The organism is Shewanella sp. Iso12, from assembly GCF_012030025.1.
Taxonomy (GTDB): domain Bacteria; phylum Pseudomonadota; class Gammaproteobacteria; order Enterobacterales; family Shewanellaceae; genus Shewanella; species Shewanella algae.
In genome coordinates, this window is the sequence record NZ_JAAUHW010000001.1 from 491869 (window position 1) to 518157 (window position 26289).

Here is a 26289-nt window from a genome sequence, read left to right on the forward strand (position 1 = left end):
TTTAACAGAGAGTGGATGAAATCACTTCTTATCGATTTCACCAACAAACATCAGCTTGTCAAAAGTCCGGTTGAGGGTCTTGCTGGTGAAGTTGGTCATCCACATCTGCTCGGTAACCTGCACCTTATCACCCTTGGCCACCGCTACCTGAGGGCCTGCCGCCCAGAATGTCTTATCGGCTTCTTTAATCTGCACATAGGTATAACCGCCACTGTTCATGGTGTCGACCACTGTGCCTTCATGTACCGCACCTTGCGCCCAGGCTGAAGATATACCCAGAGCCAAAGCCGCGGTCGCCAAGATCTTTGCCAATTTTGCCATTGTCTGTTGCTTCCTGTTGTCGTTGGAAATACTGCGCCATTAAAACATGTGTTATTTCATAAATCGCTAATAGGGTTCACACTTTTGACAGCTTCACGGACGTAGTAAGGGCCGCAGCATAGACTCAAGTCCATTGAGCTTCACCTCATAGATAAGCGCCAATTGCTGCCCAAGTTTGCCCTCGGGGAACCCCTTGGAGTGAAACCACACCAGATAAGGCTCGGGAAGCTCCAATAACTTGCGTCCGGCGTACTTGCCAAAGGGCATGGTCTGATTGATGGCTTCCAACAACTGCTGTTCCGGCTGCATCTTCTCTCCGTTTCAGGCTAAAGTTGCCAGTATACTCCGGAAAAGTAAACTTGAGTGGAAAGCTGGCCAATCTGCGCAGCTCATGAAAGCAGGATTAATCAATTTTGGACGAACAAAGATGAAAATTGGTGAACTGGCACAGAAAACCGGCCTGGCTCCCTCGCGGATCCGCTTCTATGAACGTATTGGGTTGCTGAAAACCGTCAACCGTAAAGCCAATGGTTATCGCAGCTATCCTCCCGAGGCCGTGATACTTCTGGATATGATAGCCACAGGCCAACAAGCCGGTTTCAGCCTGGATGAGCTCAAGGCTCTGCTGCCGAGCGAACTCGGTCAATGGGACCACCAGCAACTGCTTGGCTCACTGCACAGGAAGATAGCCGATCTGGAGGAGATTGAACGCAAAGTGGCCGCCAGCAAGGCCAAACTCTTGCAGGTTCTGGCCGAAATAGAAGCCAAGCCCGATGACCTGGACTGCAGCAGCAATGCCAAAAGAGTCATGTCCCAGTTGGGTTGGCAGATATTGCCCCGCAGCAGTGACAAAAAGTGATTTTCCCATTCTCCAGGCTATATCCAGCAGACACAGCAGAGCCTTGCGGCCAAACCACGCGCCGATTCCAGCAGCCAGCGGCTTTCAGGGCAGCCAGGTTAATCATAAAGATTCCCTCTTGACCTTAAACTTAACTTTAACCTTAGGATAGTCAGGGTAAGAGCAAGTCCCGGCTAAACTGACGCGAAAGCCCTGCTCTGGATCAGGGGCCAGAGCCCAATAGACCACGACTTGTTCGCACTATCCTTAACCTCACAGCAAAAGGTAAGCTGAATCATGCAAACAATACTGGGTGCCAATGGGCAGATAGGCAGAGAGCTGGCCTTGAGTCTCAAACGCGACTTCACCGACACCATACGCTTGGTCAGCCGCAGACCACAAAAGGTCAATGACAGTGATGAGCTATTTCAAGCCGATCTCCGAGATCCTGAGCAAACACTGAAGGCAGTAGCAGGTTCAGAAATTGTCTATTTTACCGCGGGGTTACCTCTGGATACCCAGATTTGGCTTGAGCAATGGCCTGACATGATGCGGAATGTTATCAACGCCTGCAGTGCCCACGGCGCCAAGTTGGTGTATTTCGATAACACTTATATGTACCCGCAAACCTCAGTGCCTCAAAGTGAAGATACACCTTTTGTGCCCAACGGTCCCAAGGGGTTAGTCAGAGGCCAAATCACCCAGATGCTGCTGGATGCGATGCAACAGGGAAAGGTAACAGCCATGATCTGCCGCGCGCCTGAATTTTATGGCCCGGGTAAAACCCAGAGCTTTACCAACACCACCGTAATAGACAGACTGATAGTGGCCAAAAGTGCCAAGGTGCTGCTGAATGACAAGGCTAAGCGCAGCCTCATTTACACCCCGGATGCCAGCCGGGCGATGGCGCTGCTGGGTAATACCCCGGATGCCTATGGCCAAACCTGGCATCTTCCCTGCGACGATAACCTTTTGACCTTCCAAGAGTTCATCTTTCTGGCGGCAAAGGTTTTCGGCACTCCGGCCAAGTATAAAGTGCTCAAAAGCTGGCAGCTGTGGCTGGGCGCCAAGTTCAACCAAAAACTCAAAGATACCGCCGAACTCTTGCCGCGTTATAAGGTGGATAATCTCTTTGTGTCCGATAAATTCAAGGCGCGCTTCCCGGACTTTCAAATCACCGGCTACGAACAGGGATTGCGTGAGATATTCCAGGAGCGAGTTTTCCAGGAGCAAAGCCACCGGGCGGGCAATCCTTAGCGGTCACTCAAGCAGCAACCGAATGCCTTGCCTCATGGCCAGACACAAGCAACTGATTACAAAATCTTTTTGGAGCAGAACCATGACAGACACAGGTTCAAACAAGCAGGGAAACTGGATGATTTACGGTGCCTACGGTTACACGGGTGAACTTATCGCCCGGGAAGCCGCACATCGAGGATTGCGCCCAGTACTCGCCGGGCGCAACCGTGAAAAGACCCAGGCACTGGCCAAGGAGTTGCGGCTCGAGTCAGCTGTGTTCGACTTGGATGATATCCCACGCCATATAGGTGACATGAGCTTGATACTCAACTGCGCCGGGCCTTTTTCGGCAACGGCTGGGCCTATGATGCAAGCCTGCTTGGCTGCCAAGGTGCACTACTTGGATATTACAGGGGAAATTGCGGTGTTCGAGCTGGCGCAATCACTCAAGCAGCAAGCCCAAGCCACCGGGATTGTTATCTGTCCGGGTGTCGGTTTCGACGTGATCCCCACAGACTGTCTCGCCGCAGCCCTGAAAAGTGCCTTGCCCGATGCCAACCACTTATCACTCGGTTTTGACTCTCGCTCGGGCTTATCTCCCGGCACAGCCAAAACCTCGGTTGAAGGCCTGGCCCAGGGCGGCAAGGTACGTAAACAGGGTAAAATAATCTCTGTGCCGCTTGCCTATAAGGTGAGAAACATAGATTTCGGCGATGGTGAGAAACCGGCTATGACAATTCCCTGGGGCGATGTGGCAACCGCTTTCTACACCACAGGGATCCCCAACATAGAGGTCTTTATCCCGGGCTCGGCCAAGATGATAGCCAACACCAAACGGGCCAACTACATCAGACCCTTGTTGAAATTCCGCTGGCTGCAGAAACTGCTCAAGGCACATATAGGCAAGACGGTGACAGGGCCCGATGGAGCAGCAAGGGCAAAGTTGCCGACCTTTGTCTGGGGTGAAGTCAGTAATGCGCAAGGGGAGCGGCGCACAGCGCGGATAAAAACTGCCAATGGCTATAGTCTGACGGTTTTGGGTTCGCTAGCGGTTGTGGATTATCTGCTGCAGCATAATCATGATGGCGGCAGTTATACGCCATCACAACTCATGGGCGCCGACTTGATAACTCGATTACCGCACTCGGGTGAGCTGCAGCTGATTTAGACTTTCAATTCAACCTACGCTTCTCAGCCAAAGATTTCCCGGCACACTGTGGCCGCCTGGCTTAAACCCCAGGCGCTGCGCCAGGACTTCGTCTCCCGGAAGCACCTCCAGCATCAGTTGCCGCTTAGGCGCTCCCAGAAGCGATAATCGCTCAATAACCGCCTCCAACAAAAAGCTGCCGAGTCCAAGATGGCGAAATTCGGGCAACACCAGAAAGTCCTGCAACAGATAGTGCTCCTGTTCCTGACTGGGTTCAGCTGCAGAGCCGCTACGCACCAAAGCCAAGGCCACCAGTTGTCCCTGCTGCAGGTTTTCCCCGCCGGACCTTTCCCTGATACATAATGACAGCAGCGGCTTGGCAGGCAAACAACTGTCATCCAGTCCATGCACCGGCAGTCCTGCCCTGTCCCGGAGCAACAAGAGTTCGTGGGTTGCCAGACAATACTCCATCACTTCAAAGCGACTGGTCTGGTTGAGTACATGGCCCATAAATGCCTCCTTGCATAAATACTGATGGTCGAAACGCCAGGGTATCCCCAGCCAATACGCCAACATGGCAGAGTACTGTGGCAAGCAGATGACAGTTGCAACAACCTGGGTGACAAGATAGAGCAGAAAAAAGCCGGCACCCCAAACGACTTAAAGGCACACCAAGAGTCTGATTAATGGACCAATCGACAAAGATCACATTTATTTATACTTTTTAGGTCTAATAAAAATATTTTTAATTCCTACAAACGGTATCTACTGCGTCATAAAAGAAGCTCTGCTGAAACTTACCCTGTGGCAGTGCAGATTTAACAAATAAATGACGCGGAAACATTTTTTTAACAGCATAATTTTATTGATAATTTCCTCGGCCACCTCCCCTCACCGGCAACACTGCCATTATTACGGCAACCCAAGGGGCAACGCCAAAAACATGACGCAACAAAAACAATAAAAACCAATAAAAATCATCAAGTTGACCAAGAACAATTTAGCTTTTACATTTGTTTTACCGTTCACTGTTCACCTCCGTCAGCAACAACTTTTCGGAGTGCAGAAAAGCAGCGACACGGCAAACATCAGGTTGGGAACACTCCCGAACCAAGGAAAGTTGTAAGCCATCAGGGAAAGAGCAAATAACTTAATAACAGGCTTTCAGAGGGCAAGACAATGATCATACTCGTTGGCGGTGAAAAGGGGGGCAGCGGCAAGAGCTGCCTGGCACAAAACATTGCCGTTTTTCTCACGGTGGAATGTGGCGCATCGGTGATCATGGTGGATTGCGACCCTCAGCGAACCACCTCTGATTGGATCCAGGCCCGCAACAACGACAGCAAGCTAGCCGGGATCAACTGTGTTCAACTCTATGGCAAAATCCGCAACGATCTGTTGAGCCTGGAGCAACACTATGACTATGTGATAGTCGATTGCGGCGGCCAGGACAACCTGGCGCTGCGTGCCACCATGTCAGTGGCCTCCCATGTACTCATGCCCCTCAGGCCCAAGCGCCGCGATCTTAAAACCGTCAGCCATATGGACGACATTGTCGCTACCTGCATGATGATAAACCCCAAGATGCGCGCCTCTTTTGTCATCACCCAGTGCCCTAACCTGCCCAATCAGGCCAGCCGTATTCTCGAGGCCAAGGAAGTCTGCAAAACCTATGATATCAATGTGCTGGACGCCATTACCTACAGCCGTAACATCTATGATGACAGCGAAGAGTCTGGCCGCTCGGTAATTGAATTCGAGCCCAAGGGCAAGGCCGCCGCCGAGATCCGTGCCATCGCCTGCGAAATGCTGCAGGCACAGAATGCCACTGAAATCCGCAGCCGCCTGATGACCAATCAACTCAACAGCATGAGGACTCAGTATGGGACTGGCCGATCTGAAGAAAAACGTTACGCCATCTGAGGTCGATGCCCGTAAGCGTATGTTGGCCATGCAATCCCTGGATGAGTTTATCGACGGTGCCATCTATTACGCCATGGGGCAAACACAGCAATCGGCGGCAACTATGCCGGTTGAGCAGCGGTATTCCAATACAGCTTCCACCCATCAGGAAGCCACTCAGCAAAAGCTGATACCCAAACGCCGCCACGAACCTTTTCGCAAGGCAACTTTCACCCTGAGTGAAGCGGCCATCAGCCACCTGGCCGAAATGGCCAGCGACTGTGATATTGCCAAGTCACGCCTGATACGTTTGCTTATCAAGCATCATCACAGCCTGACACCGCAAGAGCGCCGCGAGTTGGAGCAGAAGTTTATGCCGGACTGATTCCTTTCCCTTGAAATGTGTGGACGGTTTGACACTCCCACCCTTTGCTGACAGCCGATAACAGGTTTCAACCTCTTTGCTGTCAGCTTTTTTTTGCTTGTTTTTCATGCGCCAAGCTTGAGTTATTCCCACTGAGCCCCCACAGATCTGATTAGACTCTTTAGCCATGGAGCCGGATCATGCTGGCCATTCTGATCACCCTTGCCGCAGGCGCCAGCGCCATAGGTTGGATCCTCAGCCAATCCTGGCGGGATCGCAAACGCAGAGACAAGATACGCGCCAAGCCTTTCCCCAAGGAATGGCGCACTATTCTGAAGAAACGTATGCCCTATTTCCGTTCCCTGCCCAGTGACCTGCAACTGCAGCTCAAGAAACACATCCAGGTGTTTCTGGCGGAAAAGCAGTTTGTCGGTTGCGACGGGTTGGAGATAGATGATGAAATCCGCCTGACCATAGCCGCGCAGGCCTGTCTCTTGTTACTCAATCGCCAAACAGACTATTACCCTAACCTGAGACAAATTTTAGTGTACCCATCGGCCTTTATCGTTCGCCAGCAGCAGCGGGATGCCAATGGCCTGGAATGGCACAGCCAAAGGTTATTGGCGGGAGAATCCTGGGGTCAGGGGAAGGTCGTCCTTTCCTGGCAAAATACCCTGGATGACGCCGCCGATCCGGCAGACGGCCGGAATGTCGTGATCCATGAATTCGCCCATCAACTGGATCAGGAAGCTGGCGATGCCAATGGCGCTCCCAGACTCGGCGAGTTCAACGCCTACCCTGTGTGGTCGCAGGTACTTGGCCGAGAGTTTGCCAAACTGCAGGCTCAGGCCGCCAGTGGTGAGCCCAGCCTATTCAGTTACTACGGCGCCACCAATCCGGCCGAGTTCTTTGCCGTAATAAGCGAGGTGTTCTTCGAACAGCCGCAGCAGATGAGAGCCGATTATCCGGCACTCTACCAGGAGCTGAGCCGCTTCTATCGTCTCGATCCCCTGAGTTGGCACTAGCCCAGCTTTCAACTGCATAACTGGATAACTGCATGCCTGCAAACAGAAAACCCATTTGGCTCACATCTTGTGCCCAATTGGGTTAAGCTGGGGCCAACAATAAAAATTTATAAGAGGAAACATTATGTTGCACCTTAAGCCTCTGTTGCTGACTACAGCGCTGCTACTACCGATTTACGGCCATTCAGCCTTGGCAAATAGCCTGGAAGCCGGCAATCAAAACGGCCAGGAGCAAAGCGGCCAGCTCGATGATAGCCAAGCTCAGGCCGCTTCGGTATTGGATAAGCTGCACCAAAGTGCTGCCAATGCCGACTGGGACAGTTACTTTAGCCTCTTCAGCCCCGATGCGGGGTTTATCGGTACAGATGCAAGTGAATACTGGAATATGGTTGAATTTGAGCAGTATGCCCGTGCCACCAAGGGCTGGACTTACCAAAGTTCCTCGCGCCGCCTGGTACAGCACGGCGATGTGATAGTGTTCGATGAACTGCTGGACAGCCAGTCCTATGGGCTTGGACGGGGCACAGGCACGCTTGTCAAAACCGAACAAGGCTGGCAAATACTGCAATACAGCCTGAGTTTCCCCATTCCCAACGCTCTGGCGCCCAGAATTACCGATCAGATAAAACTGTATCGCAAAAAGCAGAAATCAGTGCCTGAAGGCAACTGAGAAACAGATGTTGGCCAACTGCACGAAGTGGCCAAAACTGTCAAAATCTTCAGGATGAATGTCCCGGCCCGAACTGGCCTTGTCGGCGTAGTAGACGCCTATTACCTTATTGTCCACTTTCAGCGGTGCCAGCATAAAACCACTGGCGGGGACTTTTCTCGCCAGCTGTTCTCCCAATACAGCTTTGTCGGCCCCCTCGCCCTGCCAGGCCAGTTTCTGATTTTCAATACAATCCCTCAGCAAGGTGCCGCGGCCTTCCAGCTCGAGAATAAAGTCGTTTTTCATCTCCTCGGCGCCGTCACCAAGCGCGATTCTCGGCTGCAACATGCGCCTGCTCGGTGACAGCAAGAGCACGGCGCAGCGGTCAAGACCAATACCCTCGAGTATTCCCTCCAATGCCGTGGTCACTACCTTATTGAAATCAGTCTTCTCGACGGCAAAGCCGGTCAGCTCTCTGAGTTTTTTCAGCTGGAACGCAAGATTTGCCTCGCGCACTACAACCTCAGCCACTCTCTCCTGAGGCAGCAGCTGATCTGTGTCCGGCAGATACTCGATAAGCACCTTGGCGCCATAGGCTTCGGCTAACTTGACGGTAGCGTTGGAGCAGCGAAGGACCCGGCCACGAAACTCATCTGTATCCAACTGCAGCATATCGGCGGCTTGTTTAAGGCGCCGCTCCAGCTCCTCGGGTTTGAGTGCGGCGCCGGCCAGCGCTTCGCTGAGTTTATTGGCCAGAAAAATACTGCGAATTTCCGGCGTGCGTTCATCGGGATTGCTGAGCGACTTGCACAATAGTTCACCCAGGCCCCAACTGCGGGCCAGCCCCTGGCTGAGCTGATTGAATGAAGCCCCGAGCGCCTCGCGCACCAGATTGAGCCTATTTACGGCATCACTCTCGGCGCTGAGGGCCAAATCCAGCTCCTCGGCCAGTTCGGCTCCCGTGCTCCAAAAGGCACTCTCACCCAAGTGATAGAGCAGCGCGGCAATAAACACCTCCTCCTGCAACTCCTCATCGTAGCCATCGAGCATCATCTTGGCCAACATGGCGGCCTGAAACGCCTGAGCCATCAGCCTAAGCAACCTTTGATAAACCGAGGGCGCCAGATTTTTGCTTTCCAGCAAACTGGAGAGGAGTTTGGCGGTAATGCAGATATTGCGGATGGTGTCGAACCCCAGTACCACGGCAGCGCGGCTGACCGTTGTAACAGGGCTTATCCCCTTGTTATAGATGGCGCTGTTGGCCACCCGCAAAATACGGGAAGTGAGCGCATTGTCGTGCATTATGCTGCGCCCCAGAATCGCCATGGAGGACACATCGTCCTTGGCGAGTTTTTCCAATGTCCTTATTGTTGAGCAAAGTGCGGGCATTTCCTGATCACTGATCCTGCGGGTCCAGTAATCCACCCCCTTGTTGGCTGATTTCAAATACGACTCAACTCTTTCAGGTATTGGCCCAGTGGTGGGCTTGAGAATGGAACTCTTGTTATGAATAAAGCACAAACTTCAAAGAAATAACACAATTACAACAAAAAAAGGCGACTCAATGAGTCGCCAAAACACAAGCAACAAGGCTCAAATGACTGGGAAGTCACAAATTACCCCCGAAAATGGCGTAGGTTCATTTCCGGGGAAGTGGCGCCCGAGGACGCCAACACAGGGGATTAAAACTGCTCTTCTTCGGTCGAACCACTCAGAGCCGTGACAGAGGACTGGCCGCCCTGGATAACATTGGTCACCTGATCAAAGTAACCTGTACCCACTTCCTGCTGATGCGCCACAAAGGTGTATCCCTTCTGCGCGGCAGCGAATTCGGCTTCCTGAACCTTCTCAACATAGTGCTTCATGCCTTCGCCGCGGGCATAGTCGTAGGCGAGATCGAACATGTTGTACCACATGTTGTGAATACCGGCCAAAGTGATGAACTGGTACTTGTAACCCATGTTGGCAAGCTCCTGCTGGAACTTGGCAATGGTGGCGTCATCCAGGTTCTTCTTCCAGTTGAACGAAGGTGAACAGTTATACGCCAACAGTTGATCCGGATACTGGGCATGGATGGCTTCGGCAAAGCGGCGCGCCTCTTCCAGATCCGGCTTGGCGGTTTCACACCAGATAAGGTCGGCATAAGGTGCGTAGGCAAGCCCGCGGGAAATGGCTTGATCCAAACCTGCCTTCACCCGGTAGAAACCTTCCTGGGTACGCTCTCCGGTGATGAAGTCGCGATCATAGGGGTCGCAGTCTGAGGTCAACAGATCAGCGGCGTTGGCATCGGTACGGGCAATCACCAGAGTATCCACTCCGGATACGTCGGCTGCCAGACGGGCCGCCACCAGCTTCTGTACCGCTTCCTGAGTCGGCACCAAAACCTTGCCGCCCATGTGACCACACTTTTTCACCGAGGCCAGCTGATCTTCGAAGTGCACCCCGGCGGCGCCGGCGTCTATCATGGACTTCATCAACTCATAGGCGTTCAGCACGCCACCGAATCCGGCTTCGGCATCGGCCACAATCGGCAGGAAGTAATCGACATAACCCTCATCTTCCGGGTTTTTGCCCTGATTCCACTGGATCTGATCGGCGCGGCGGAATGAGTTATTGATCCGCCCCACTACGGCAGGCACAGAGTTGGCCGGATAGAGTGACTGATCCGGATACATGGTGCCCGCCAGGTTGGCATCGGCCGCCACCTGCCAGCCTGAAAGGTAGATAGCCTCGATACCGGCCTTGGCCTGCTGCACGGCCTGACCGCCGGTCAAAGCGCCGAGAGAGTTAACATAGCCCTTCTTCGCGCCGCCGTTAACCAGTTCCCACAACTTGGCTGCACCGCGCTTGGCGATAGTGTTCTCAGGAACCACTGAACCGCGCAATGCTACAACTTCTTCTGCGGTATATGGACGGCGAACGCCCTGCCAACGTGGATTTTCAGCCCAATCCTTTTTCAAAGCTTCTATCTGCGCCTGACGTGAATTCTGTGTTGCCTTGGTCATTTTGACTCTCCTTCGTAGGGTAATTTGGCAGCCACCCAGCCCCCGCGGGCAGCAGCCGTTAATGGTTATGGGGTTATCGGGTAAGCAGCTCGTAGCCCGGCAAGGTCAGGAAGGTCACCAACTCATCGGCTGTGGTGATCTCTTCCAATAAGCTTGCAGCCTGCTTGAATTGGCCGTTATCGAAACGCTCGCTGCCGATCTCTTCACGCACATTGGCCAACTCTTCTTTCAACATGGCGCTGAACAGTGCCTTGGTCACCGGCTTGCCGTTGGAAAGCTTTTGCCCGTGCTGGATCCATTGCCAGATAGAGGCGCGGCTGATTTCCGCTGTGGCTGCGTCTTCCATCAAGCCATAGATGGGTACACAACCATTGCCGCCAATCCAGGCTTCTATGTACTGCAGCGCAATACGAATATTGAGTCGCATCCCCTCTTCGGTGCGCTCACCATCACAGGGTTTGAGCAGCTCGGCCGCCAGGATGGGTGCGTCCACGTCGCGGGTGATATGCAGCTGGTTGGCGTGCTCTTCACCTATATATTCGTTGAAAATCCCCATGGCGGTATCAGCCAGGCCAGGGTGTGCCACCCAGGTACCGTCATGGCCGTTTCGGGCCTCAAGCTCTTTGTCCTTGCGAACCCGCTCCAGCACCTGGGCATTGGTTTGCGGATCCTTGGCGGGAATAAAGGCCGCCATGCCGCCCATCGCCAGAGCGCCGCGCTTGTGGCAGGTCTTGATCAGCAGGCGTGAATAGGCGCTGAGAAACGGCTTATCCATGGTCACTTGCTGGCGGTCCGGCAAAATACGATCGGGATGCTTCTTCAAGGTCTTGATATAGCTGAAAATGTAATCCCAACGGCCACAATTGAGCGCCACTATGTTGGAGCGCAGCTCATAGAGGATCTCCTCCATCTCAAACACGGCCGGCAGAGTTTCAATCAGGCAGGTGCACTTGATGGTGCCGCTCTGCAGGCAGAAACGCTCTTCGGCGAAGGCAAACACCTTGGCCCACCAGCGCGCCTCGAGATGGCTCTCGAGCTTGGGAATGTAGAAGTAAGGTCCACTGCCCTTGGCAAGCAGCTGGCGATAGTTATGATAAAAGTACAAAGCAAAGTCGAATAAGCAGCCGGGAATAGGCTTGCCGTTGAATTCGACATGCGCCTCCGGCAGGTGCAGCCCCCGCACCCTGGCAATCAATACCGCGGGGTTGGCCTGCAATTGATAGTGTTTGCCGGTTTCCGGCGCGGTGAAATCAATTTCACCGCGGACGGCGTCACGCAGGTTAATTTGGCCCTCGACCACCTTTTGCCAGCTGGGTGCCAGCGAATCTTCGAAGTCGGCCATAAAAACTTTTACATTGGCGTTGAGCGCATTGATGATCATCTTGCGATCCACAGGCCCGGTGATCTCGACCCGTCTATCTTTAAGATCCGCCGGTATACCGCGAATTTGCCAATCACCATCTCGAATGGCTCGGGTTTGCGGTAAAAAGTCCGGCAACTCGCCGCCGTCTATCCGCTGCTGACGTTGCTCACGCTTTTCCAGCAAGCTGGTCACTTCCGGAGCAAACTCCCGACACAGAGCCTCGAGGAAGTTGAGCGCACCTTCAGTAAAAAGGCTATGCTGCTGTGGTATTTCGGCCCCCTTAATACTGAGCCCTTGCTGTGCGACTGTCTCTGCTATCATGCTGCTGTCTCCCTGGATGGCAGATAAGGCTGCCAAACCCTGCAAATGTTCGTTTCGTACTAAAACCTATCGATAAACATTTGTATTTGCAACAGTCGGTATGTCGAAAAAATCGTCAAAATCTAGGCTTTAACTTGACTCAAAATTGGTATGACCAAGCCAAAAGTCAAACAACAATTGATTGATTTTAAATTAAAAAATATCAAACCACAAAGACTCATGCTGCAGATTACAGAAAAATGTCAGACAACTTGACCACAAAAACGCCAAAGTAATTTATTACGTAATTAAATAACAGTAAGGAAAAATAAATTTCCACAAAATATCATTAAAACTTAGGTCTAATCCGCGAATATCCGTTTCGAACTCTCGTCAGGGTCAACTTCAAATAACCAACAAAAATAAATAGTTAACAATAATGCAACCACGATGAATATTAAACGAGCGTTTAATTCTAACCTTTACGTAAAGGTTAGAATTAAATGTGATCGAGATCCGTTTTTCACGACTTGCGTATAGTGATCAACACAGGCCGACTCTTTGGTCAGCAGCAATAAAAAAACGATTTTTTTTAAATTTTTTTCAAAAACTTGCCTATTTTGCTCCCGAAACAGGATCCAAGTGACTTAGTCAAAAAATATCCATTCGGTTGACACAGTTTGAAACTTTTGTTGCAAGACAAATAAAAACCATTATCATTCGCACCCTACTTTAGAGGGGGATGATCTCAAATGCAGCAATCCGCAATATCTCTGGCGGTGACGGCTTGTTTGTCGCTGACCATGGCACAGGCCGCACAGGCAAACCAAGCGACTCAGTCACAACAGGTATCACAGGATGTGGAACGCATTACCGTTTATGGCAAACAAAACAAAGTGGTAATGAATTCAGGGCTGGCGACAAAATCAGATATGTCGCTGATGGAAACCCCGGCGGCCTTGGTGGTGATAGATAAAGAGCTGTTTGCCGCCCAGGGGGCCGACTCTCTGCAGGATCTGGTGCGTAACATCAGTGGTGTTACCCAAGCCGGCAACAACTACGGTATAGGCGACAACCTGGTGATCCGTGGCCTGGACGCCAACTACACTTATGACGGCATGTACGGCGGCGCAGGACTCGGCAACACTTTTAATCCCACCCGCTCCATGACCAATGTGGAAGCGGTTGAGGTGCTCAAAGGCCCGGCGACCGGGCTCTATGGTATGGGCAGCGCCGGCGGGATCATCAACCTTATTGAAAAGAAACCTCAATTTCAGGACAACACAGAAGTCAGCGCCGAAGTGGGCTCCTGGAACAGTTACAGCCTGGGGCTCGACTCAACCGGAGGCTTGAGCGACACCCTGGCCTATCGACTGGTGGCCAAACATGCCCGTAGCGATGGCTATCGTGATATCGGCAGCGACAGAGATGAAGTCTATGCCTCGTTGAAAATTCTGCCTTCAAACTCTCAAGATCTGGTGCTGTCGGCCGCTTGGATTAAAGACTCTGTGCAAGTAGACTCTGTAGGCCACCCGATACGTATCTACAACGCCGCCTCTACCGGTGGCCTGAGCGGCGCACAAGTCAGCTGGCAAGATTTGGTTAACGACCCCAATGGCGCCGGCATTCAACTGACTGAGGCGCAGCGGCAACAACTGGCCGACTCCCTGGTGGCGAGCGATGGAATCGAACCCTTCGACATAGGCGATACCAGCCTGGCCTCTCCCATCAGCAGGCCCAATGAAGGCGAAGAGTGGCGCTTCAAGCTGAACCACAACATCGCCCTCAGTGACAATCTGCAGCTCAATCAGCAGTTACAGTATAGAGACTACCAGTCCGGGTTCATCCGCCAGACTGGCGCATATAACTATGTTTACTGGAAACGCAAGGTCAAATCCGTAGACGTGATCAATGCCGATCCCCGCGCGCCACTGGTGATTGATGATGTCCTGTATCCTTATGCCGCCAGAAGACAGGAATACCGCAAGGTAGATGCCCACGAGAAGTCCTGGCAGTACTTTGCCGATATGCGCTACAACTTCAGCCTGGCAGGCATAGACAGTGAGCTGTTGCTGAATGCCAATCTGGAAGACAGAGATATCGCCTACAAGAGCTGGGCACTGTACGACAAAGATGGCGGCGGTGAACTGCCTTATATTCTGGATATCCGCAATCCCAACTGGGGTGACAAAGCCTTTGAGGACTACAACCCGGATCTCAAGGACAACTACAACAAACAAGTCCGCGCCTGGGGTCTGGGCATGCAGTATGTGGGTTACCTGAGTGAAACCTTTACTGCCAGGGTGGGTGTAGCGTTCAATGAGATTGAGCAGAAGTACAGCCATCTGGGCACCCCTAAAAAAGATCCGACCCCGGAGCAAGACACCAAAGATCACGGCATTACCTACAACCTGGGGTTAACTTATATGCCGACGGATAATCTGTCCTTCTTCGTCAATCATGCCAAAGGACGCACGGCCTACAGCGTGCTCGGTGCCGTAACGGGTGCTGAGAGCGGCGGCGCGGCGGACAGGAAGGATTCTGAATCCCTGAGCTATGATCTCGGTATGCGCTTCAAGGGCTTTGACGATCAGCTGCTCGGCTCCTTGGTCCTGTTCCAGAGCGAGCGCACTAACCTGCGCTACGGTAACCCGGAATACAATGACAAAGAAGGTGCACCTGACTACAACATCTCAGTGCCCGAGTTCTTTTACGATGGCAAGGACAAGACCACAGGTGCCGAGCTGGATCTCAACGCCCACCTCAATGAAGAATGGTTGATAAACCTCAATGGTCTGTATCAGGATGCACGCAACAAGAATGACCCCAACACCAGCAGCTACAACAGCCGCCAGAAAGGGGTTCCTCAGGTCAGTGCCAGTGCCTGGGTCACTTACAGCCATCAGTGGCAGGCGCTGCCGCAACCCTTGTCCGTCAGCTTTGGAGTTCGTTATGTCGACGAGCGCAGCACCAACTCGGATTCCTTCGGGATCCCGGATGGCAAAGTGCCCGCCTACACAGTTTGGGATTCGGCCATTGCCTACAAGGCCGATGACTGGAGTGTGCAGCTGAACCTCAATAACCTGTTCAACACCCACTACTACGACAAGGCGATGTTCCTTGGCGGCATGCCGGGGGCCGAACGCAATGCCAAGTTGAGTGTCAGCTACCGCTTCTAAACCGCAAAAGCGCGCCGATTGGCGCGCTTTTTGTCTCCGGACAGAGCCCTTACAGGCCCTTGTCTTTATCCGCCCGCATCAAAGACTCCAGCTCCGCCCTGCCCTTGTTGGACAAACGAATAAGCGCCTTGAGATCGTCCTTATGTTTGGCCCCGGCCTCGACCTGCGCCTTATCATGCTCGGCAAATATCTTCACCCGCTCATTGGCCTGTACCTGACTCAGACCCAGCGTATGCAGCACACTCTCACTGGCACTGAGCGCCGAACCAAAGGTTTCCCGAAATACCGAAGTCACCCCCAGGCTCATCAAACGATAGGCATGGTTACGGTCACGGGCCCTGGCAACTACGGCCACATGGGGGAAGTGAGTCTTCACCTGAGTCACTATTTGCAGTGAGTCTTCCACATTATTAACCGCCACCAGGATCACCCGCGCCTTGGGCAAACCGGCCGAAAACAGCATATCGAGTCGCTTGGCATCACCAAAGTACACCTCACCACCAAACTGGCGCACCACATCCACGTGGCGGGCGTCTTTATCCAGCGCCACAAACGGGATCCCGGAGGATGCCAAAATACGACCAGTTATCTGCCCCATGCGACCAAAACCGGCGATCACCACTTCACTGTCAGCCGCTTCTATCACATCCGGCAGACGGCTGGTTTCGGCCGGTTTACCGAGTTGCTTGAACAACTTAAGCAGATAAGGGGTTATCGCCATCGACAAACCTATAGCCAACACTAACATCTGGCTGATTTTTTCAGACAAGATCCCCGACAGCTGCGCCTGGGAAAGCAGGACAAAAGCAAATTCACCGCCTTCTGCCAGGATCAAACCCAGCACCATGGCACTGCGCCAGGTATGGTGCCTAAGCTTTCCAAGCAACATCAGCACCAAAGTCTTGACCGCCAACATGCCAAAGAGGATCCCCAGCAACGCCAAAGGCTCCTTCAGCAGCAATCCAAGATCCATGGTCATGCCCACGGCCATAAAGAACAGCCCCAGCAGCAAGCCCTTGAAGGGTTCTATATCGGTTTCAAGCTGATGACGGTACCCAGAGTTGGCCAACATGATACCGGCCAAAAATGCCCCCATACCGGCCGACAGCCCGAGCCAGGCCATCAGCGCCGCACTGCCCATCACGAGTAACAGCGAAAATGCCGTCAGCACTTCGCGGACACCACTGGCCGCCACCAGCTGCAATACCTTGGGAAGCAGGTACTTACCTACCAGCAAAAAGCCCAAGAGAGCCACACAGGTCCAATACCAGGGCACGGCATGATGAGCCGGATCGGCGCCGCTCGGCGACAGGTAGGCAATCAGCAGCATCATGGGGATCACCGCCAAGTCCTGCATCAACAATACCCCAAAGGCATCACGCCCCACTGGAGTGGTAAGCAGCCGCTGTTCATTCATCAGCTGCACCGCAAATGCGGTAGAAGACAATGACAGCGCCGCGCCGATAATCACCGCCGCTTCGATGGAAAGTCCGACACCGAATGCCAAGGCGCTGACCGCAGCCCAGGACAGCAGCAACTGACCACTACCGAGGCCAAATATGGCACTGCGAAGCTCCCAGAGTTTGCCCGGGGTTAACTCCAGCCCCATCACAAACAGCATGAGGATCACCCCAAGTTCGGCAAAATGAAGCACGGCGGCAGGCTCAGACACCACGGCAATACCACCCGGCCCAAGCAAGACGCCGGCGGCGAGGTAAGAAAGAATGGGGCCAATACCAAAGCGTTTGCCCAGTGGGACCAAAACCACGGCAGCGAGCAGAAACATGAGCACTGAGGTAAAGATGCCGGCCTGTTCCATCAAGACTCCTTAACAAATGGCGATAGAGGGCTGTTGTTTGTCACTCTTATATTCCGGGATGCACTTTGCCACTAAGACCAAGTTCAGCCCTAAAAATGCATGGATAATCGAAACGGCCCAAACCAGATTTTGCTCAGGCCTATCACGGGAGTTTCAGTATAGCCAGCTTTATAGACCTTGATAACCGAAATTTTGAGCAAATATAAAAATAAGTCTTTTAAATACAAATAGTTTTCAATGCTGCAGCAGGCTTATTGCAAGCCGGTAAAGCGATTTCAAATTTCTTGTCAGTCTGTCAATGGTGCGTTTGGCTATACCAGAAAGAATCAGCCGCCCCCCGTTAACTTATTCTATTTGCCGGATGTTAATTTGAGCCAAGACAACAATTTGGCAACAGAGAGACGAACCAAGTCACTTTTATGTTGTCGAAGCCTCAAGCGCCGAGTCAATAGCCCTTGTCAGCACGGGCTGGGCTTGGGTATTATGGCCGACAGTTTTTCATGAAGTAGCACATTCAATGTCAATTAAAAAGCAAAGTCTAACCCTGCTGAGCGTCAGTGCGCTCACCCTCTCACTCAGTGCCTGCAGTGTCTTTGACTGGCTGGTGTACAAGCCTGATATTCCACAGGGCAACTATATGGAGCCTCAGCAGGTGGAAAAGCTGCGCATCGACATGACCAAGGAACAGGTGGAATTTGTGCTTGGGCGTCCTGTGCTGCGTGACAGCTTCAAGGATGATACCTGGTACTATGTTTACCATTACAAGAGTGGTCGTGATGCCAGTATTACCCATAAGGAACTGATCCTACACTTTAACGGTGATCAATTGGCCAAAGTCACAGGGGATTATGAACTGAGTAATGAATTCAATACCCCGCTGGAGCAAAGCAGCCTGCCAATGGCCAACAGCCCAGAGCTGACGCCGCAGATCCCGCAGCAACGCGGTGATGAAAAGCCTCTGGTTGAAGAGCAAGATCCCGCCAAGATGAATAAGCACGAGCAGGACGGTAAGTAATTCCGAATTCCAAGCTTGCACAGACAAAGACATTAAAAAAGCGCCAACAGGCGCTTTTTTAATGTCTTGCTGTTACTCAAGTCACTCAGCTGATTTTGGCGCCGGTCACTTTATTGATCCGCCCTTCCTCGGCCGCTTTTTCGGCGCGCTTGCGGCGCACCTCTTTGGGGTCGGCAATCAAGGGGCGATAGATTTCGATTCTCTGCCCGGGTTCAACTTCTTCATCGTGTTTGACCTGACGGCTGAAGGTGCCGAGTTTCACCGTTTCCAAATCAATCTCTGGGAAAAAGGCCTGGATGTTACTCTGACGCACAGCCTCAATAAAACTGGTACCCGGCGTCACGGAAACACTGATCACCTTCTGTTGTGTCGGTAATGCATAAATGACATCGACACTGAATTTTTCCTGTTCACTTGCCACTGTATACTTCCTTCGCCCGTTGAGTAAAAGCCGTCACCATAGAGGTAACCAACTCTTTGAACACCTTGCCGAATGCCATACCAACCAAGGAGCTGGAGAACTCAAAATTCAACTCAAACTCCACCTTACAGGCGTCCTCGGCCAATTCGGTAAAATACCAATGGCCGGTCAAATGCTTGAAAGGACCATTCTCCAGTTGCAGCTCGATACTCTTGCCTTCCACCACCTGATTACGGGTGGTAAAGGTTTTGCTGATCCCGGCCTTACTGATATCCACCGATGCCAGCATGGTTTTGCCATCAAACTCCAGCACCTTACCGCCAACGCAACCGGGAAGAAACTCTTTATAAGACTCGACATCATTGACTAGCTGGTACATCTGCATCGCACTGTAACGCACCAGAACACTGCGGGAAATCTGTGGCATCCGTTGGTTGATACTCTTGGCTGACTCAAAAACAGACCCGGATTTTAGCACGCCGGCCGAAAAACGCATCCTTTGTTCCACCGCAATGGGAGCGGCCACCATAAGCGCTCAAAAAGCCAGCAACAAAACCCTAAGCTACTGCCCACAACTCAAAATATTCTTCCAGGCCAATTCCAAATTGGTGGCTGCTGCGTATAATAGCCAGCCTATGGCTAAGAAGAATGCAAAAAAATCCGCAAACGCTCCGGCAACCATTGCCCGGAACAAGCGTGCGACCTTTGAATATCGCTTCGATGAAAAATTCGAGGCCGGTCTGTCCCTGATGGGATGGGAGGTCAAATCCATCCGCGCCGGCAAGGTGAATCTGTCGGAAAGCTTTGTCATGCTGAAAAATGGCGAAGCCTTCCTGCACAACTGTAATATCACCCCACTCAGCGCGGCGTCGACTCATGTGGTCTGCGACCCGACCCGCATGCGTAAACTGCTGCTCAATCGCCGTGAGCTGGACCGTCTGGCCGGCTTGGTTGAAAGACAGGGTTACGCCATAGTGCCCATCTCCATGTACTGGCGCAAAGGTGCCTGGGTCAAGGTTGAGATAGGCTTGGGTAAAGGTAAGAAAGCCCACGATAAGCGCGATGATATTAAACAACGTGACTGGGCTATCGAGAAAGCCCGGGTCATGAAAAGCAAGTAACTGATATTTGCCGTTATTTCGCACGCAAATTGTGCGGATAACCAGCAAGTGATTGTCCTTTGCCAATTAAAGCCTTGGTAAGCCGGCGGTAAAGGGGTTACAATCAAAACATCACGGGGGCGATTCTGGATTCGACGGGATTCGCGAAACTCCGGGAGCATGCCGAGGGGCGGTTGGCCTCGTAAAAAGCCGCACAGTTATAGTTGCAAACGACGATAACTACGCTCTAGCAGCCTAAGGCCGCTAGCCATCTACCACAGGTCTCGCACATGGGCAGTGGATTTGATGGTCACCTTACATAGTGCTAGCGAGGGAACCTTGTCTGGGGGTGAACCGCGAAACAGTACCAGGCTCACCGTTTGGAATCCTGTCTTTCGGAGTTCAACCGGTTAAACAAAAGAGAGACTAAGCATGTAGCGCCTTGAGCGTAGGTTTTTCGGACGCGGGTTCAAGTCCCGCCGCCTCCACCAATTCAAAGTAAAAAGACGTCTTCGGACGTCTTTTTTATTGCCTAAAAAACAACAAAATCAACAGATTGCGTACCACGACGTATCAAGTGGTCTCACTGAATCTCACAGCTTTAGTATCCCAAACGGTATTCCAAGGTGATTTGACTTACTCTTGGAATACCATTGACCTTTCCCCGAGATTAGTACCAATATCTTGATGAGATTTTCCAGCTTATGCCGCTTGCTTGGCATACGCAACAAGCGGCATGTAGTTCAGTGAACTATGTGGGCGAACATGGTTGTAGTGTTCACGCCATAGCTCGATTTCATATCTGGCCTCGTCCAAGGTTCTGAACCAGTGCTGGTTCAGACATTCGTTCCGGAATTAGTTGACCGCTACAACCGCTTCCAGCTCACGGTTTGGCAACACTCCCTATGGTCAGTGACCTTGGCAGTTCAATTGCCAAGTAACAAAAAAGGGCCATCCTTACGGATAGCCCTCAGGGGTTAATTGGCAGATAAGCTTACTTATAAAAAGCTTCGACTGTGCCTTTGATGGTCATCAGCAGGGGCTGGCCGCGGCGGTCGAGCGCTTTGTGAGAGGCGACTTTAATCCAGCCTTCGCTGATGCAGTATTCTTCCACGTCATTGCGCTCTTTGCCATTGATGCGAATACCCACATCGAACTCAAACACTTCGGCCACATGGTGTGGGCTGCGTGGGTTGATAGAAAGGCGATCCGGCAGAGCGGGTGGTACTTTGGTATCGGTCATAATCTTCATCTTGGGTAAATAAAACTCGCGATATTGTAGGCAATACCCCAATCTGGCTCAATAGCGGCGAATGGCTTTATCCACACGGTTTATGCCCTTTTTATAAATCCAATCAGCCAATTTGGTTGTTCGGCTATGGGCTAAACTTTATCTGACTCGATTGCACGCCCGTTGATATGTGAATCAATAGAGTCAGATTCCAAACGATTAACGGCGTATGCGACGAGCCGGCAGCTGAAGTTGTTCTATTGGCCAAATACCTTATCCCCAAATCCAATAGAAATAGCGCTTGGGAAAGCCCCAAGAAAAATCGGCGCAAAGTCAAAGCCTGCGCCAATTTCATGGGGTGGATTATCCCCTCTATTACTTGTTTACATCAGCCGTCAACGACTACTGCAAATCGAATCTATCCAGCTCCATCACCTTGCTCCAGGCTTTGGCAAAGTCCTCAACGAAGCGGGTCTTGCCATCGTCTGCGGCATACACTTCAGCGACGGCTCTGAGTTCTGAATGGGAACCAAACACCAAGTCGACAGGCGTAGCCGTCCATTTGAGTTTGCCGGACTGACGATCAAGACCCTGATAGAGACCTGGCTCTTTGCCCTTTTCCCAACGAGTGGACATATCCAGCAGGTTAACGAAGAAATCGTTGCTGAGCTTGCCAGGGTTTTGGGTGAACACCCCATGTTTGCTGCCACCGCTGTTGGCATTCAGCACTCTGAGACCGCCGACCAATACCGTCATTTCAGGAACCGTCAGGTTAAGGAAGTTCGCCTTTTCAATCAGAGCTTCGGCCGGTGATGCCGGGCTTTGTTCACTGAAATAGTTTCTGAAGCCATCGGCCTTGGGCTCCAGCACGGCAAAGGAATTTACATCTGTTTGGGCCTGAGTCGCGTCCATCCGCCCGGGATGGAAGGCAACATTGACTTTAACCCCGGCATCGGCCGCGGCTTTTTCTATGGCTGCACTGCCACCCAATACAATGAGATCGGCCAGCGACACCTTTTTACCCCCCTTGGCTTTCTTGTTGAAATCATTTTGGATTTTCTCAAGCTTGCCAATGACTTTCGCCAATGCCTTGGGGTCATTTGCCGCCCAATCGCTCTGGGGCTTCAGGGCGATTCTGGCACCATTGGCGCCGCCACGCATATCTGTGCCACGGAAAGATGACGCCGCGGCCCAGGCCGTTTTCACCAGCTCAGACACGCTGAGGCCTGAATCCAAAATGGCCGCTTTCAGCTGTTTGGTATCGGCCGCGTCGATCAAAACATGATCGACCGCTGGGATAGGGTCTTGCCAGATCAGATCTTCAGCAGGCGCGTCTTTACCCAGGTAGCGGGTCTTCGGCCCCATATCTCTGTGGGTCAACTTGAACCAGGCCTTGGCGAAGGCCAGCTCAAACTCGGCCGGATTATTGAGGAAACGGGTCGTGATTTCGCGGTAAATAGGATCTTCCTTCAGCGCGATATCACTGGTGAACATGATGGGAGCATGACGCTTGTCGGGGATATGGGCGTCAGGCACCAAATTGGCGGCCTTGCCATCGGCAGGGATCCATTGAATGTGGCCGGCCGGACTCTTGGTTTGTACCCAATCGAAGGTGTAGAGCCAGGTTAAGTATTCCATGGTCCACTTGGTGGGGTTGGAAGACCAGGCACCTTCAAGGCCGCTGGAAACCGTATCTTCCGAATGACCTTTACCGCAGCGGTTTTTCCAGCCAAGACCCTGCTCCTCTATTCCGGCGGCAGCGGGTTCTGCGCCGACACACTTGGCAGGATCATGGGCGCCGTGAGCCTTACCGAAGGTGTGACCACCGGCTATCAGCGCCACGGTTTCTTCATCATTCATGGCCATACGGCCAAAGGTATCGCGGATCTCCTGGGCGGATGCCAAGGGATCGGGCACGCCGTTGGGACCTTCCGGGTTCACATAGATGAGCCCCATCTGGGTGGCTCCCAAGGGTTTGGCCAACTCACCCTTTTCATTGCGGCGTTTATTGTCGAGCCACTGTTTCTCGGCGCCCCAGTTAACCTTTTCGGCTTCCCAGTCATCAGTGCGGCCACCGGCAAACCCGAAGGTTTTAAAACCCATGGACTCCAGGGATACGTTACCCGCCAGTACCATGAGGTCGGCCCAGGAGATCTGGCTGCCATACTTTTGTTTAATTGGCCAAAGTAGGCGGCGAGCCTTGTCGAGACTGACGTTATCGGGCCAACTGTTGAGAGGTTCAAAACGTTGCTGGCCACCACTGGCACCGCCGCGACCGTCAAAGATGCGATAAACACCGGCACTGTGCCAGGCCATACGGATAAAGAACGGGCCATAGTGGCCATAGTCGGCGGGCCACCAGTCCTGGGACGTGGTCAACGTGGTTTTGATATCGGCTTTGACGGCGTCCAAATCCAAAGAGGCAAAGGCCTTGGCATAATCATAATCGGCGCCGTAGGGATTGGATTCAGCGCCGTGCTGGCGCAGTGGCGATAGATCCAGTTGCTGGGGCCACCAATAGGCGTTGGTTGTTGCGGCCTGAGGTTGAGCGGCAGATTGCGACTGCGCCGCTTGGGTAGCGGCTGCGCCAAAAACCATGGCTATAGACAACGCCACCGCGGTTAGAGATGGGATACTTGATTTCATGTTGGAAGTCCTCTTCCTTGGTGAAGGGCGTGGGATAAGCCACTTTCCCGATTCAAGTGCCGCGAATGCCGGCGCCTTTGGTTAGCGCGCCTTAACAAACGGGCACAGTTAAACAGCGGCGAATACGGCCTGCCGCTGTTCACTCCAAGGTAGTGAGGAAACTTATTCGCGACTAACGATTAAATCAGATTGTCGTAATCTAAAAAGAAGTATCAACTAATTTAGAGAATAGTATTCTGTAGTTACCCAACTATCTCCGGTACATTCCTAACCCGGTGAGATTGACGCCATTTCAGCCATCTCAAAAACACAAACCTGCTATTAAGCCATTCTGCTTAACCATTCTCTAAGCCAAAGATTGGAAGTCAGTAATTGCTATCAAATATTCGTGTTTAAACCCACTTTTGAGCGCAAAAGGGCCTGGCCTGTCTGTCTTTGGCAGAGAGTAATGGCTCACCCTGTGCGATATTCAGCGGCCAGTCTATCGCTAAGTCAGCATCGTTCCAGACAATGGCACCTTCATCGCCGGGCTGATAATAATCGCTGCACTTGTATATCACCTCGGCCGGGCCCTTGGTCACATAAAAACCATGGGCAAACCCTGGTGGGATCCACAGCTGACAGCGGTTCTGTGCCGATAAATACAAACCGTGCCACTTTCCAAAAGTGGGAGATTGGGGACGAATGTCGACGGCGACATCGTAGATCTCACCGCTGATAACCCGAATCAACTTACCCTGGGGATATTGGCGCTGAAAATGAAGCCCCCTAAGCACTCCCGCGCCAGAGCAACTGTGATTTTCCTGCACTAAAGTGACAGCAGCCTGACCGGAATCCATCAAGGCTTTTTCAAAACCGGAGGCTCGAAAGCACTCCATAAAATAACCCCGGGTATCGCTGAAGATCTCGGGCGTAAACAATATCAGGCCGGATAAAGGGAGAGATTGAGCTTTCATCAAGAGACACAAAAAACGGTAATTGGAGGGATTGTAGCAGGAGTCGCAGTCATAGCACGATAGCCTTTCCATTGCATTGCGTAAACAAGCCGGTTACGTGACTGAATATGCTCTGAACCGTAACCCAGATGGTGTGACAAAAGCCTTACTACCGCCAAAAAAGCTGTGCTAGCCTGAAGGTCAACTTAGGTAACTTAAGGGAATAAACCATGAACAAGTCCACTATTTTTGCGTTATTGATGACGAGTGGTATGGCGCTTGGCTTGGCGGCTTGCCAAGACCAGGAGACACAATCTCCGGCCACTAACGGCCAAACAGAACCGGCTACAGCCCCCGCTGAGCAAACAGCGCAAGTACCAATGGGTGATACCAGCCAAAATGCGCTGGATTGGGAAGGAAGTTATAAAGGGCTGCTGCCCTGTGCAGATTGCTCAGGAATAGAAACCACGCTGACGCTCAAGGGAGACAACAGCTATCGCCTGCAGCAAGTGTATCAAGGTAAGGACGAGAGCATATTCAGCGAAAGCGGCAAGTTCACCTGGGATGCCAGCGGCGGCAAAATCACCCTAGAGGATGGCAGTAAATATCTGGTAGGGGAAAATCAGCTGTTTATGCTGGATAGAGAAGGCAACCGCATCACCGGCAGCCTGGCAGATAACTACAGGTTGAGTAAAGAACAGTAATTGGGGCAGTGTTTAAGCTAATACAGCCAAGTCAAGCCATAGCGCGCTTCAGATCTGAAGCGCGCTATGGCTCTTTTATCAATAAAAGGCTTTATACCAATCGGCAAAAGCCTTCACCCCTTCACTGATCCCAACTTGTGGTTTGTAAGCCACAGCTTTAAATAAATCTTCGGTATCTGCCCAAGTGGCCTGGACATCACCATCTTGCATAGGCAGCATAATTTTTTCGGCCTTTTGCCCGAGCGCTACTTCAAGCTCGCTGATAAAGTCCAATAAACGAACCGGGCTGCCATTGCCTATGTTGTACACGCGATATGGAGCACTGCTTGTTGCCGGAGTGCCCTGCTCTACCGTCCAATCACTTTGTATCTGTGGCACTTTATCGGCCACTCTGATAATGCCTTCGACAATATCATCAATAAAGGTGAAGTCACGGCTCATATCCCCCTGATTAAACACCTTGATGGGCCTGCCAGAGGTAATGGCATCGGCAAACAGCATAGGTGCCATATCCGGGCGCCCCCATGGGCCATAGACGGTGAAAAACCTCAGTCCCGTTGTTGGCAAGCCATATAGGTGCGCATAGCTATGAGCCATCATCTCATTGGCTTTTTTGGTCGCGGCATAGAAAGAAACCGGATGATCAACCGAATCCGTTGTCGCAAACGGCATCTTCTTATTGAGGCCATAAACAGAGCTGGAAGAAGCGTACACCAAATGCTCTATGCCGTGATGGCGACAACCTTCCAACACAGTAAGAGTGCCGACAAGATTACTGTCTGCATAAGCATAGGGATTTTCAATCGAATAACGGACACCGGCTTGGGCACCCAAGTGGATAACCCGCTTGAAACCGCCTTCGGCAAAGAGTTCAGCCATGGCTTCCCTGTCGGCAAGATCAAGCTTTTGGAATTGGAAATGGTTAAAGTCAGCCAGCTTTTGCAATCTGGCCTGTTTTAAACTGACATCGTAGTAATCATTGAGATTGTCGATACCAACAACTGCAAACCCCGCTTCACACAAACGTTCGCAAACTCGGGCACCGATAAAGCCAGCAGCTCCGGTAACCAGATATTTCATTTTGTT

24 protein-coding genes, 1 other RNA gene and 1 pseudogene are annotated in these 26289 nt (G+C 52.1%); 12 read left to right on the forward strand and 14 right to left on the reverse strand.

What is annotated here, in order from left to right:
- Nucleotides 1-21: 21 nt before the first annotated feature.
- Nucleotides 22-321, reverse strand: coding sequence for a hypothetical protein (locus HCX89_RS02150; protein WP_025009756.1), 300 nt, complete (start codon nt 319-321; stop codon nt 22-24).
- A 93-nt stretch (nt 322-414) separates the two neighbouring features.
- Nucleotides 415-630 carry a DUF3820 family protein gene (locus tag HCX89_RS02155; RefSeq protein ID WP_028779188.1) on the reverse strand — a complete coding sequence of 72 codons (216 nt, stop codon included), beginning with the start codon at nt 628-630 and terminating at the stop codon, nt 415-417.
- Nucleotides 631-748: 118 nt separating this feature from the next.
- Here HCX89_RS02155 and HCX89_RS02160 point away from each other — a divergent pair, with 118 nt between their 5' ends.
- The 3 genes from HCX89_RS02160 (at nt 749) to HCX89_RS02170 (ending at nt 3566) form a co-directional block, all read left to right on the forward strand.
- Nucleotides 749-1180: a MerR family transcriptional regulator gene (locus tag HCX89_RS02160; protein ID WP_044734159.1), complete on the forward strand. Its 432-nt coding sequence runs from the start codon at nt 749-751 to the stop codon at nt 1178-1180.
- A gap of 276 nt (nt 1181-1456) precedes the next feature.
- Entirely contained in the window at nt 1457-2416 is a 960-nt protein-coding gene (locus HCX89_RS02165) for an NAD-dependent epimerase/dehydratase family protein (RefSeq protein WP_167714904.1), read from the forward strand.
- Nucleotides 2417-2498: 82 nt separating this feature from the next.
- On the forward strand, nt 2499-3566 hold the full coding sequence (locus HCX89_RS02170; protein ID WP_044735739.1) for a trans-acting enoyl reductase family protein: 1068 nt from the start codon (nt 2499-2501) through the stop codon (nt 3564-3566).
- Between the two features lie 9 nt (nt 3567-3575).
- Here HCX89_RS02170 and HCX89_RS02175 read toward each other — a convergent pair whose 3' ends face one another.
- Complete coding sequence (locus HCX89_RS02175) at nt 3576-4055, reverse strand: N-acetyltransferase (protein WP_025009751.1); 480 nt, start codon at nt 4053-4055, stop codon at nt 3576-3578.
- Between the two features lie 669 nt (nt 4056-4724).
- Here HCX89_RS02175 and HCX89_RS02180 point away from each other — a divergent pair.
- The 4 genes from HCX89_RS02180 (at nt 4725) to HCX89_RS02195 (ending at nt 7506) form a co-directional block, all read left to right on the forward strand.
- A complete protein-coding gene (locus tag HCX89_RS02180; protein WP_025009750.1) occupies nt 4725-5468 on the forward strand; it encodes an AAA family ATPase in 744 nt (247 codons plus the stop codon).
- On the forward strand, nt 5428-5832 hold the full coding sequence (locus HCX89_RS02185; protein WP_107004533.1) for a CopG family transcriptional regulator: 405 nt from the start codon (nt 5428-5430) through the stop codon (nt 5830-5832). The genes HCX89_RS02180 and HCX89_RS02185 overlap by 41 nt, the downstream gene beginning before the upstream one ends.
- A 179-nt stretch (nt 5833-6011) precedes the next feature.
- The gene (locus tag HCX89_RS02190) at nt 6012-6836 is read left to right on the forward strand and encodes a zinc-dependent peptidase (RefSeq protein ID WP_044734158.1); all 825 of its coding nucleotides are present in this window, start codon (nt 6012-6014) and stop codon (nt 6834-6836) included.
- Nucleotides 6837-6960: 124 nt separating this feature from the next.
- Nucleotides 6961-7506 carry a nuclear transport factor 2 family protein gene (locus HCX89_RS02195; RefSeq protein WP_044734157.1) on the forward strand — a complete coding sequence of 182 codons (546 nt, stop codon included), beginning with the start codon at nt 6961-6963 and terminating at the stop codon, nt 7504-7506.
- On the opposite strand, the gene HCX89_RS02200 is transcribed toward HCX89_RS02195, so the two are convergent.
- The 3 genes from HCX89_RS02200 to aceB all read right to left on the reverse strand — a co-directional run bounded on the left by HCX89_RS02200 (nt 7486) and on the right by aceB (nt 12174).
- Complete coding sequence (locus HCX89_RS02200) at nt 7486-8874, reverse strand: HDOD domain-containing protein (RefSeq protein WP_167715146.1); 1389 nt, start codon at nt 8872-8874, stop codon at nt 7486-7488. The two genes, HCX89_RS02195 and HCX89_RS02200, sit on opposite strands and share 21 nt — an antisense overlap.
- Nucleotides 8875-9167: 293 nt before the next feature.
- On the reverse strand, nt 9168-10490 hold the full coding sequence (aceA, locus tag HCX89_RS02205; protein WP_044734155.1) for an isocitrate lyase: 1323 nt from the start codon (nt 10488-10490) through the stop codon (nt 9168-9170).
- Nucleotides 10491-10563: 73 nt separating this feature from the next.
- A complete protein-coding gene (gene aceB / locus HCX89_RS02210; protein WP_044734154.1) occupies nt 10564-12174 on the reverse strand; it encodes a malate synthase A in 1611 nt (536 codons plus the stop codon).
- A 731-nt stretch (nt 12175-12905) separates the two neighbouring features.
- Between aceB and HCX89_RS02215 the strand changes: the two genes are divergently transcribed.
- Complete coding sequence (locus HCX89_RS02215) at nt 12906-15332, forward strand: TonB-dependent siderophore receptor (protein ID WP_044734153.1); 2427 nt, start codon at nt 12906-12908, stop codon at nt 15330-15332.
- Between the two features lie 49 nt (nt 15333-15381).
- On the opposite strand, the gene HCX89_RS02220 is transcribed toward HCX89_RS02215, so the two are convergent.
- Entirely contained in the window at nt 15382-17151 is a 1770-nt protein-coding gene (locus HCX89_RS02220) for a monovalent cation:proton antiporter-2 (CPA2) family protein (protein ID WP_044734152.1), read from the reverse strand.
- A 517-nt stretch (nt 17152-17668) separates the two neighbouring features.
- Here HCX89_RS02220 and HCX89_RS02225 point away from each other — a divergent pair.
- On the forward strand, nt 17669-18166 hold the full coding sequence (locus HCX89_RS02225; RefSeq protein ID WP_109248406.1) for an outer membrane protein assembly factor BamE: 498 nt from the start codon (nt 17669-17671) through the stop codon (nt 18164-18166).
- A gap of 85 nt (nt 18167-18251) precedes the next feature.
- Here HCX89_RS02225 and HCX89_RS02230 read toward each other — a convergent pair whose 3' ends face one another.
- Together HCX89_RS02230 and HCX89_RS02235 are read right to left on the reverse strand one after the other, a co-directional pair.
- A complete protein-coding gene (locus tag HCX89_RS02230; RefSeq protein WP_025009745.1) occupies nt 18252-18587 on the reverse strand; it encodes an RnfH family protein in 336 nt (111 codons plus the stop codon).
- Entirely contained in the window at nt 18577-19014 is a 438-nt protein-coding gene (locus HCX89_RS02235) for an SRPBCC family protein (protein ID WP_025009744.1), read from the reverse strand. Before HCX89_RS02235 ends, HCX89_RS02230 begins: the two co-directional genes overlap by 11 nt.
- A gap of 208 nt (nt 19015-19222) precedes the next feature.
- On the opposite strand from HCX89_RS02235, the gene smpB reads away from it, so the two are divergent.
- Together smpB and ssrA are read left to right on the forward strand one after the other, a co-directional pair.
- The gene (smpB, locus tag HCX89_RS02240; protein WP_025009743.1) at nt 19223-19708 is read left to right on the forward strand and encodes an SsrA-binding protein SmpB; all 486 of its coding nucleotides are present in this window, start codon (nt 19223-19225) and stop codon (nt 19706-19708) included.
- Nucleotides 19709-19823: 115 nt separating this feature from the next.
- Nucleotides 19824-20178, forward strand: a transfer-messenger RNA (tmRNA) gene (gene ssrA, locus HCX89_RS02245).
- 211 nt (nt 20179-20389) lie between these two features.
- On the opposite strand, the pseudogene HCX89_RS02250 reads toward ssrA, so the two are convergent.
- From HCX89_RS02250 to rfbC, 4 genes and pseudogenes are all read right to left on the reverse strand, one after another.
- Nucleotides 20390-20542: pseudogene (locus HCX89_RS02250) on the reverse strand (transposase); the annotation flags it as partial.
- Nucleotides 20543-20681: 139 nt separating this feature from the next.
- Nucleotides 20682-20930 carry a DUF3297 family protein gene (locus HCX89_RS02255; protein WP_025011888.1) on the reverse strand — a complete coding sequence of 83 codons (249 nt, stop codon included), beginning with the start codon at nt 20928-20930 and terminating at the stop codon, nt 20682-20684.
- Between the two features lie 390 nt (nt 20931-21320).
- On the reverse strand, nt 21321-23564 hold the full coding sequence (gene katG, locus HCX89_RS02260) for a catalase/peroxidase HPI (RefSeq protein ID WP_167714906.1): 2244 nt from the start codon (nt 23562-23564) through the stop codon (nt 21321-21323).
- A 392-nt stretch (nt 23565-23956) separates the two neighbouring features.
- A complete protein-coding gene (gene rfbC, locus HCX89_RS02265; RefSeq protein WP_167714908.1) occupies nt 23957-24520 on the reverse strand; it encodes a dTDP-4-dehydrorhamnose 3,5-epimerase in 564 nt (187 codons plus the stop codon).
- A 209-nt stretch (nt 24521-24729) separates the two neighbouring features.
- On the opposite strand from rfbC, the gene HCX89_RS02270 reads away from it, so the two are divergent.
- Nucleotides 24730-25203 (forward strand): copper resistance protein NlpE, encoded by a 474-nt coding sequence (locus tag HCX89_RS02270; RefSeq protein ID WP_254428339.1) that lies wholly within the window; start codon nt 24730-24732, stop codon nt 25201-25203.
- A 78-nt stretch (nt 25204-25281) separates the two neighbouring features.
- On the opposite strand, the gene HCX89_RS02275 is transcribed toward HCX89_RS02270, so the two are convergent.
- Nucleotides 25282-26283, reverse strand: coding sequence for an NAD-dependent epimerase (locus tag HCX89_RS02275; RefSeq protein WP_167714910.1), 1002 nt, complete (start codon nt 26281-26283; stop codon nt 25282-25284).
- Nucleotides 26284-26289: the final 6 nt, after the last annotated feature.

Bases quoted from the DNA above. Each gene is read 5' to 3' on its own strand.
- HCX89_RS02150 (WP_025009756.1), bottom strand. From the start codon at position 321: ATGGCAAAATTGGCAAAGATCTTGGCGACCGCGGCTTTGGCTCTGGGT.
- HCX89_RS02155 (WP_028779188.1), bottom strand. From the start codon at position 630: ATGCAGCCGGAACAGCAGTTGTTGGAAGCCATCAATCAGACCATGCCC.
- HCX89_RS02160 (WP_044734159.1), top strand. From the start codon at position 749: ATGAAAATTGGTGAACTGGCACAGAAAACCGGCCTGGCTCCCTCGCGG.
- HCX89_RS02165 (WP_167714904.1), top strand. From the start codon at position 1,457: ATGCAAACAATACTGGGTGCCAATGGGCAGATAGGCAGAGAGCTGGCC.
- HCX89_RS02170 (WP_044735739.1), top strand. From the start codon at position 2,499: ATGACAGACACAGGTTCAAACAAGCAGGGAAACTGGATGATTTACGGT.
- HCX89_RS02175 (WP_025009751.1), bottom strand. From the start codon at position 4,055: ATGGGCCATGTACTCAACCAGACCAGTCGCTTTGAAGTGATGGAGTAT.
- HCX89_RS02180 (WP_025009750.1), top strand. From the start codon at position 4,725: ATGATCATACTCGTTGGCGGTGAAAAGGGGGGCAGCGGCAAGAGCTGC.
- HCX89_RS02185 (WP_107004533.1), top strand. From the start codon at position 5,428: ATGGGACTGGCCGATCTGAAGAAAAACGTTACGCCATCTGAGGTCGAT.
- HCX89_RS02190 (WP_044734158.1), top strand. From the start codon at position 6,012: ATGCTGGCCATTCTGATCACCCTTGCCGCAGGCGCCAGCGCCATAGGT.
- HCX89_RS02195 (WP_044734157.1), top strand. From the start codon at position 6,961: ATGTTGCACCTTAAGCCTCTGTTGCTGACTACAGCGCTGCTACTACCG.
- HCX89_RS02200 (WP_167715146.1), bottom strand. From the start codon at position 8,874: ATGCCCGCACTTTGCTCAACAATAAGGACATTGGAAAAACTCGCCAAG.
- aceA (WP_044734155.1), bottom strand. From the start codon at position 10,490: ATGACCAAGGCAACACAGAATTCACGTCAGGCGCAGATAGAAGCTTTG.
- aceB (WP_044734154.1), bottom strand. From the start codon at position 12,174: ATGATAGCAGAGACAGTCGCACAGCAAGGGCTCAGTATTAAGGGGGCC.
- HCX89_RS02215 (WP_044734153.1), top strand. From the start codon at position 12,906: ATGCAGCAATCCGCAATATCTCTGGCGGTGACGGCTTGTTTGTCGCTG.
- HCX89_RS02220 (WP_044734152.1), bottom strand. From the start codon at position 17,151: ATGGAACAGGCCGGCATCTTTACCTCAGTGCTCATGTTTCTGCTCGCT.
- HCX89_RS02225 (WP_109248406.1), top strand. From the start codon at position 17,669: ATGTCAATTAAAAAGCAAAGTCTAACCCTGCTGAGCGTCAGTGCGCTC.
- HCX89_RS02235 (WP_025009744.1), bottom strand. From the start codon at position 19,014: ATGCCACAGATTTCCCGCAGTGTTCTGGTGCGTTACAGTGCGATGCAG.
- smpB (WP_025009743.1), top strand. From the start codon at position 19,223: ATGGCTAAGAAGAATGCAAAAAAATCCGCAAACGCTCCGGCAACCATT.
- HCX89_RS02255 (WP_025011888.1), bottom strand. From the start codon at position 20,930: ATGACCGATACCAAAGTACCACCCGCTCTGCCGGATCGCCTTTCTATC.
- katG (WP_167714906.1), bottom strand. From the start codon at position 23,564: ATGAAATCAAGTATCCCATCTCTAACCGCGGTGGCGTTGTCTATAGCC.
- rfbC (WP_167714908.1), bottom strand. From the start codon at position 24,520: ATGAAAGCTCAATCTCTCCCTTTATCCGGCCTGATATTGTTTACGCCC.
- HCX89_RS02270 (WP_254428339.1), top strand. From the start codon at position 24,730: ATGAACAAGTCCACTATTTTTGCGTTATTGATGACGAGTGGTATGGCG.
- HCX89_RS02275 (WP_167714910.1), bottom strand. From the start codon at position 26,283: ATGAAATATCTGGTTACCGGAGCTGCTGGCTTTATCGGTGCCCGAGTT.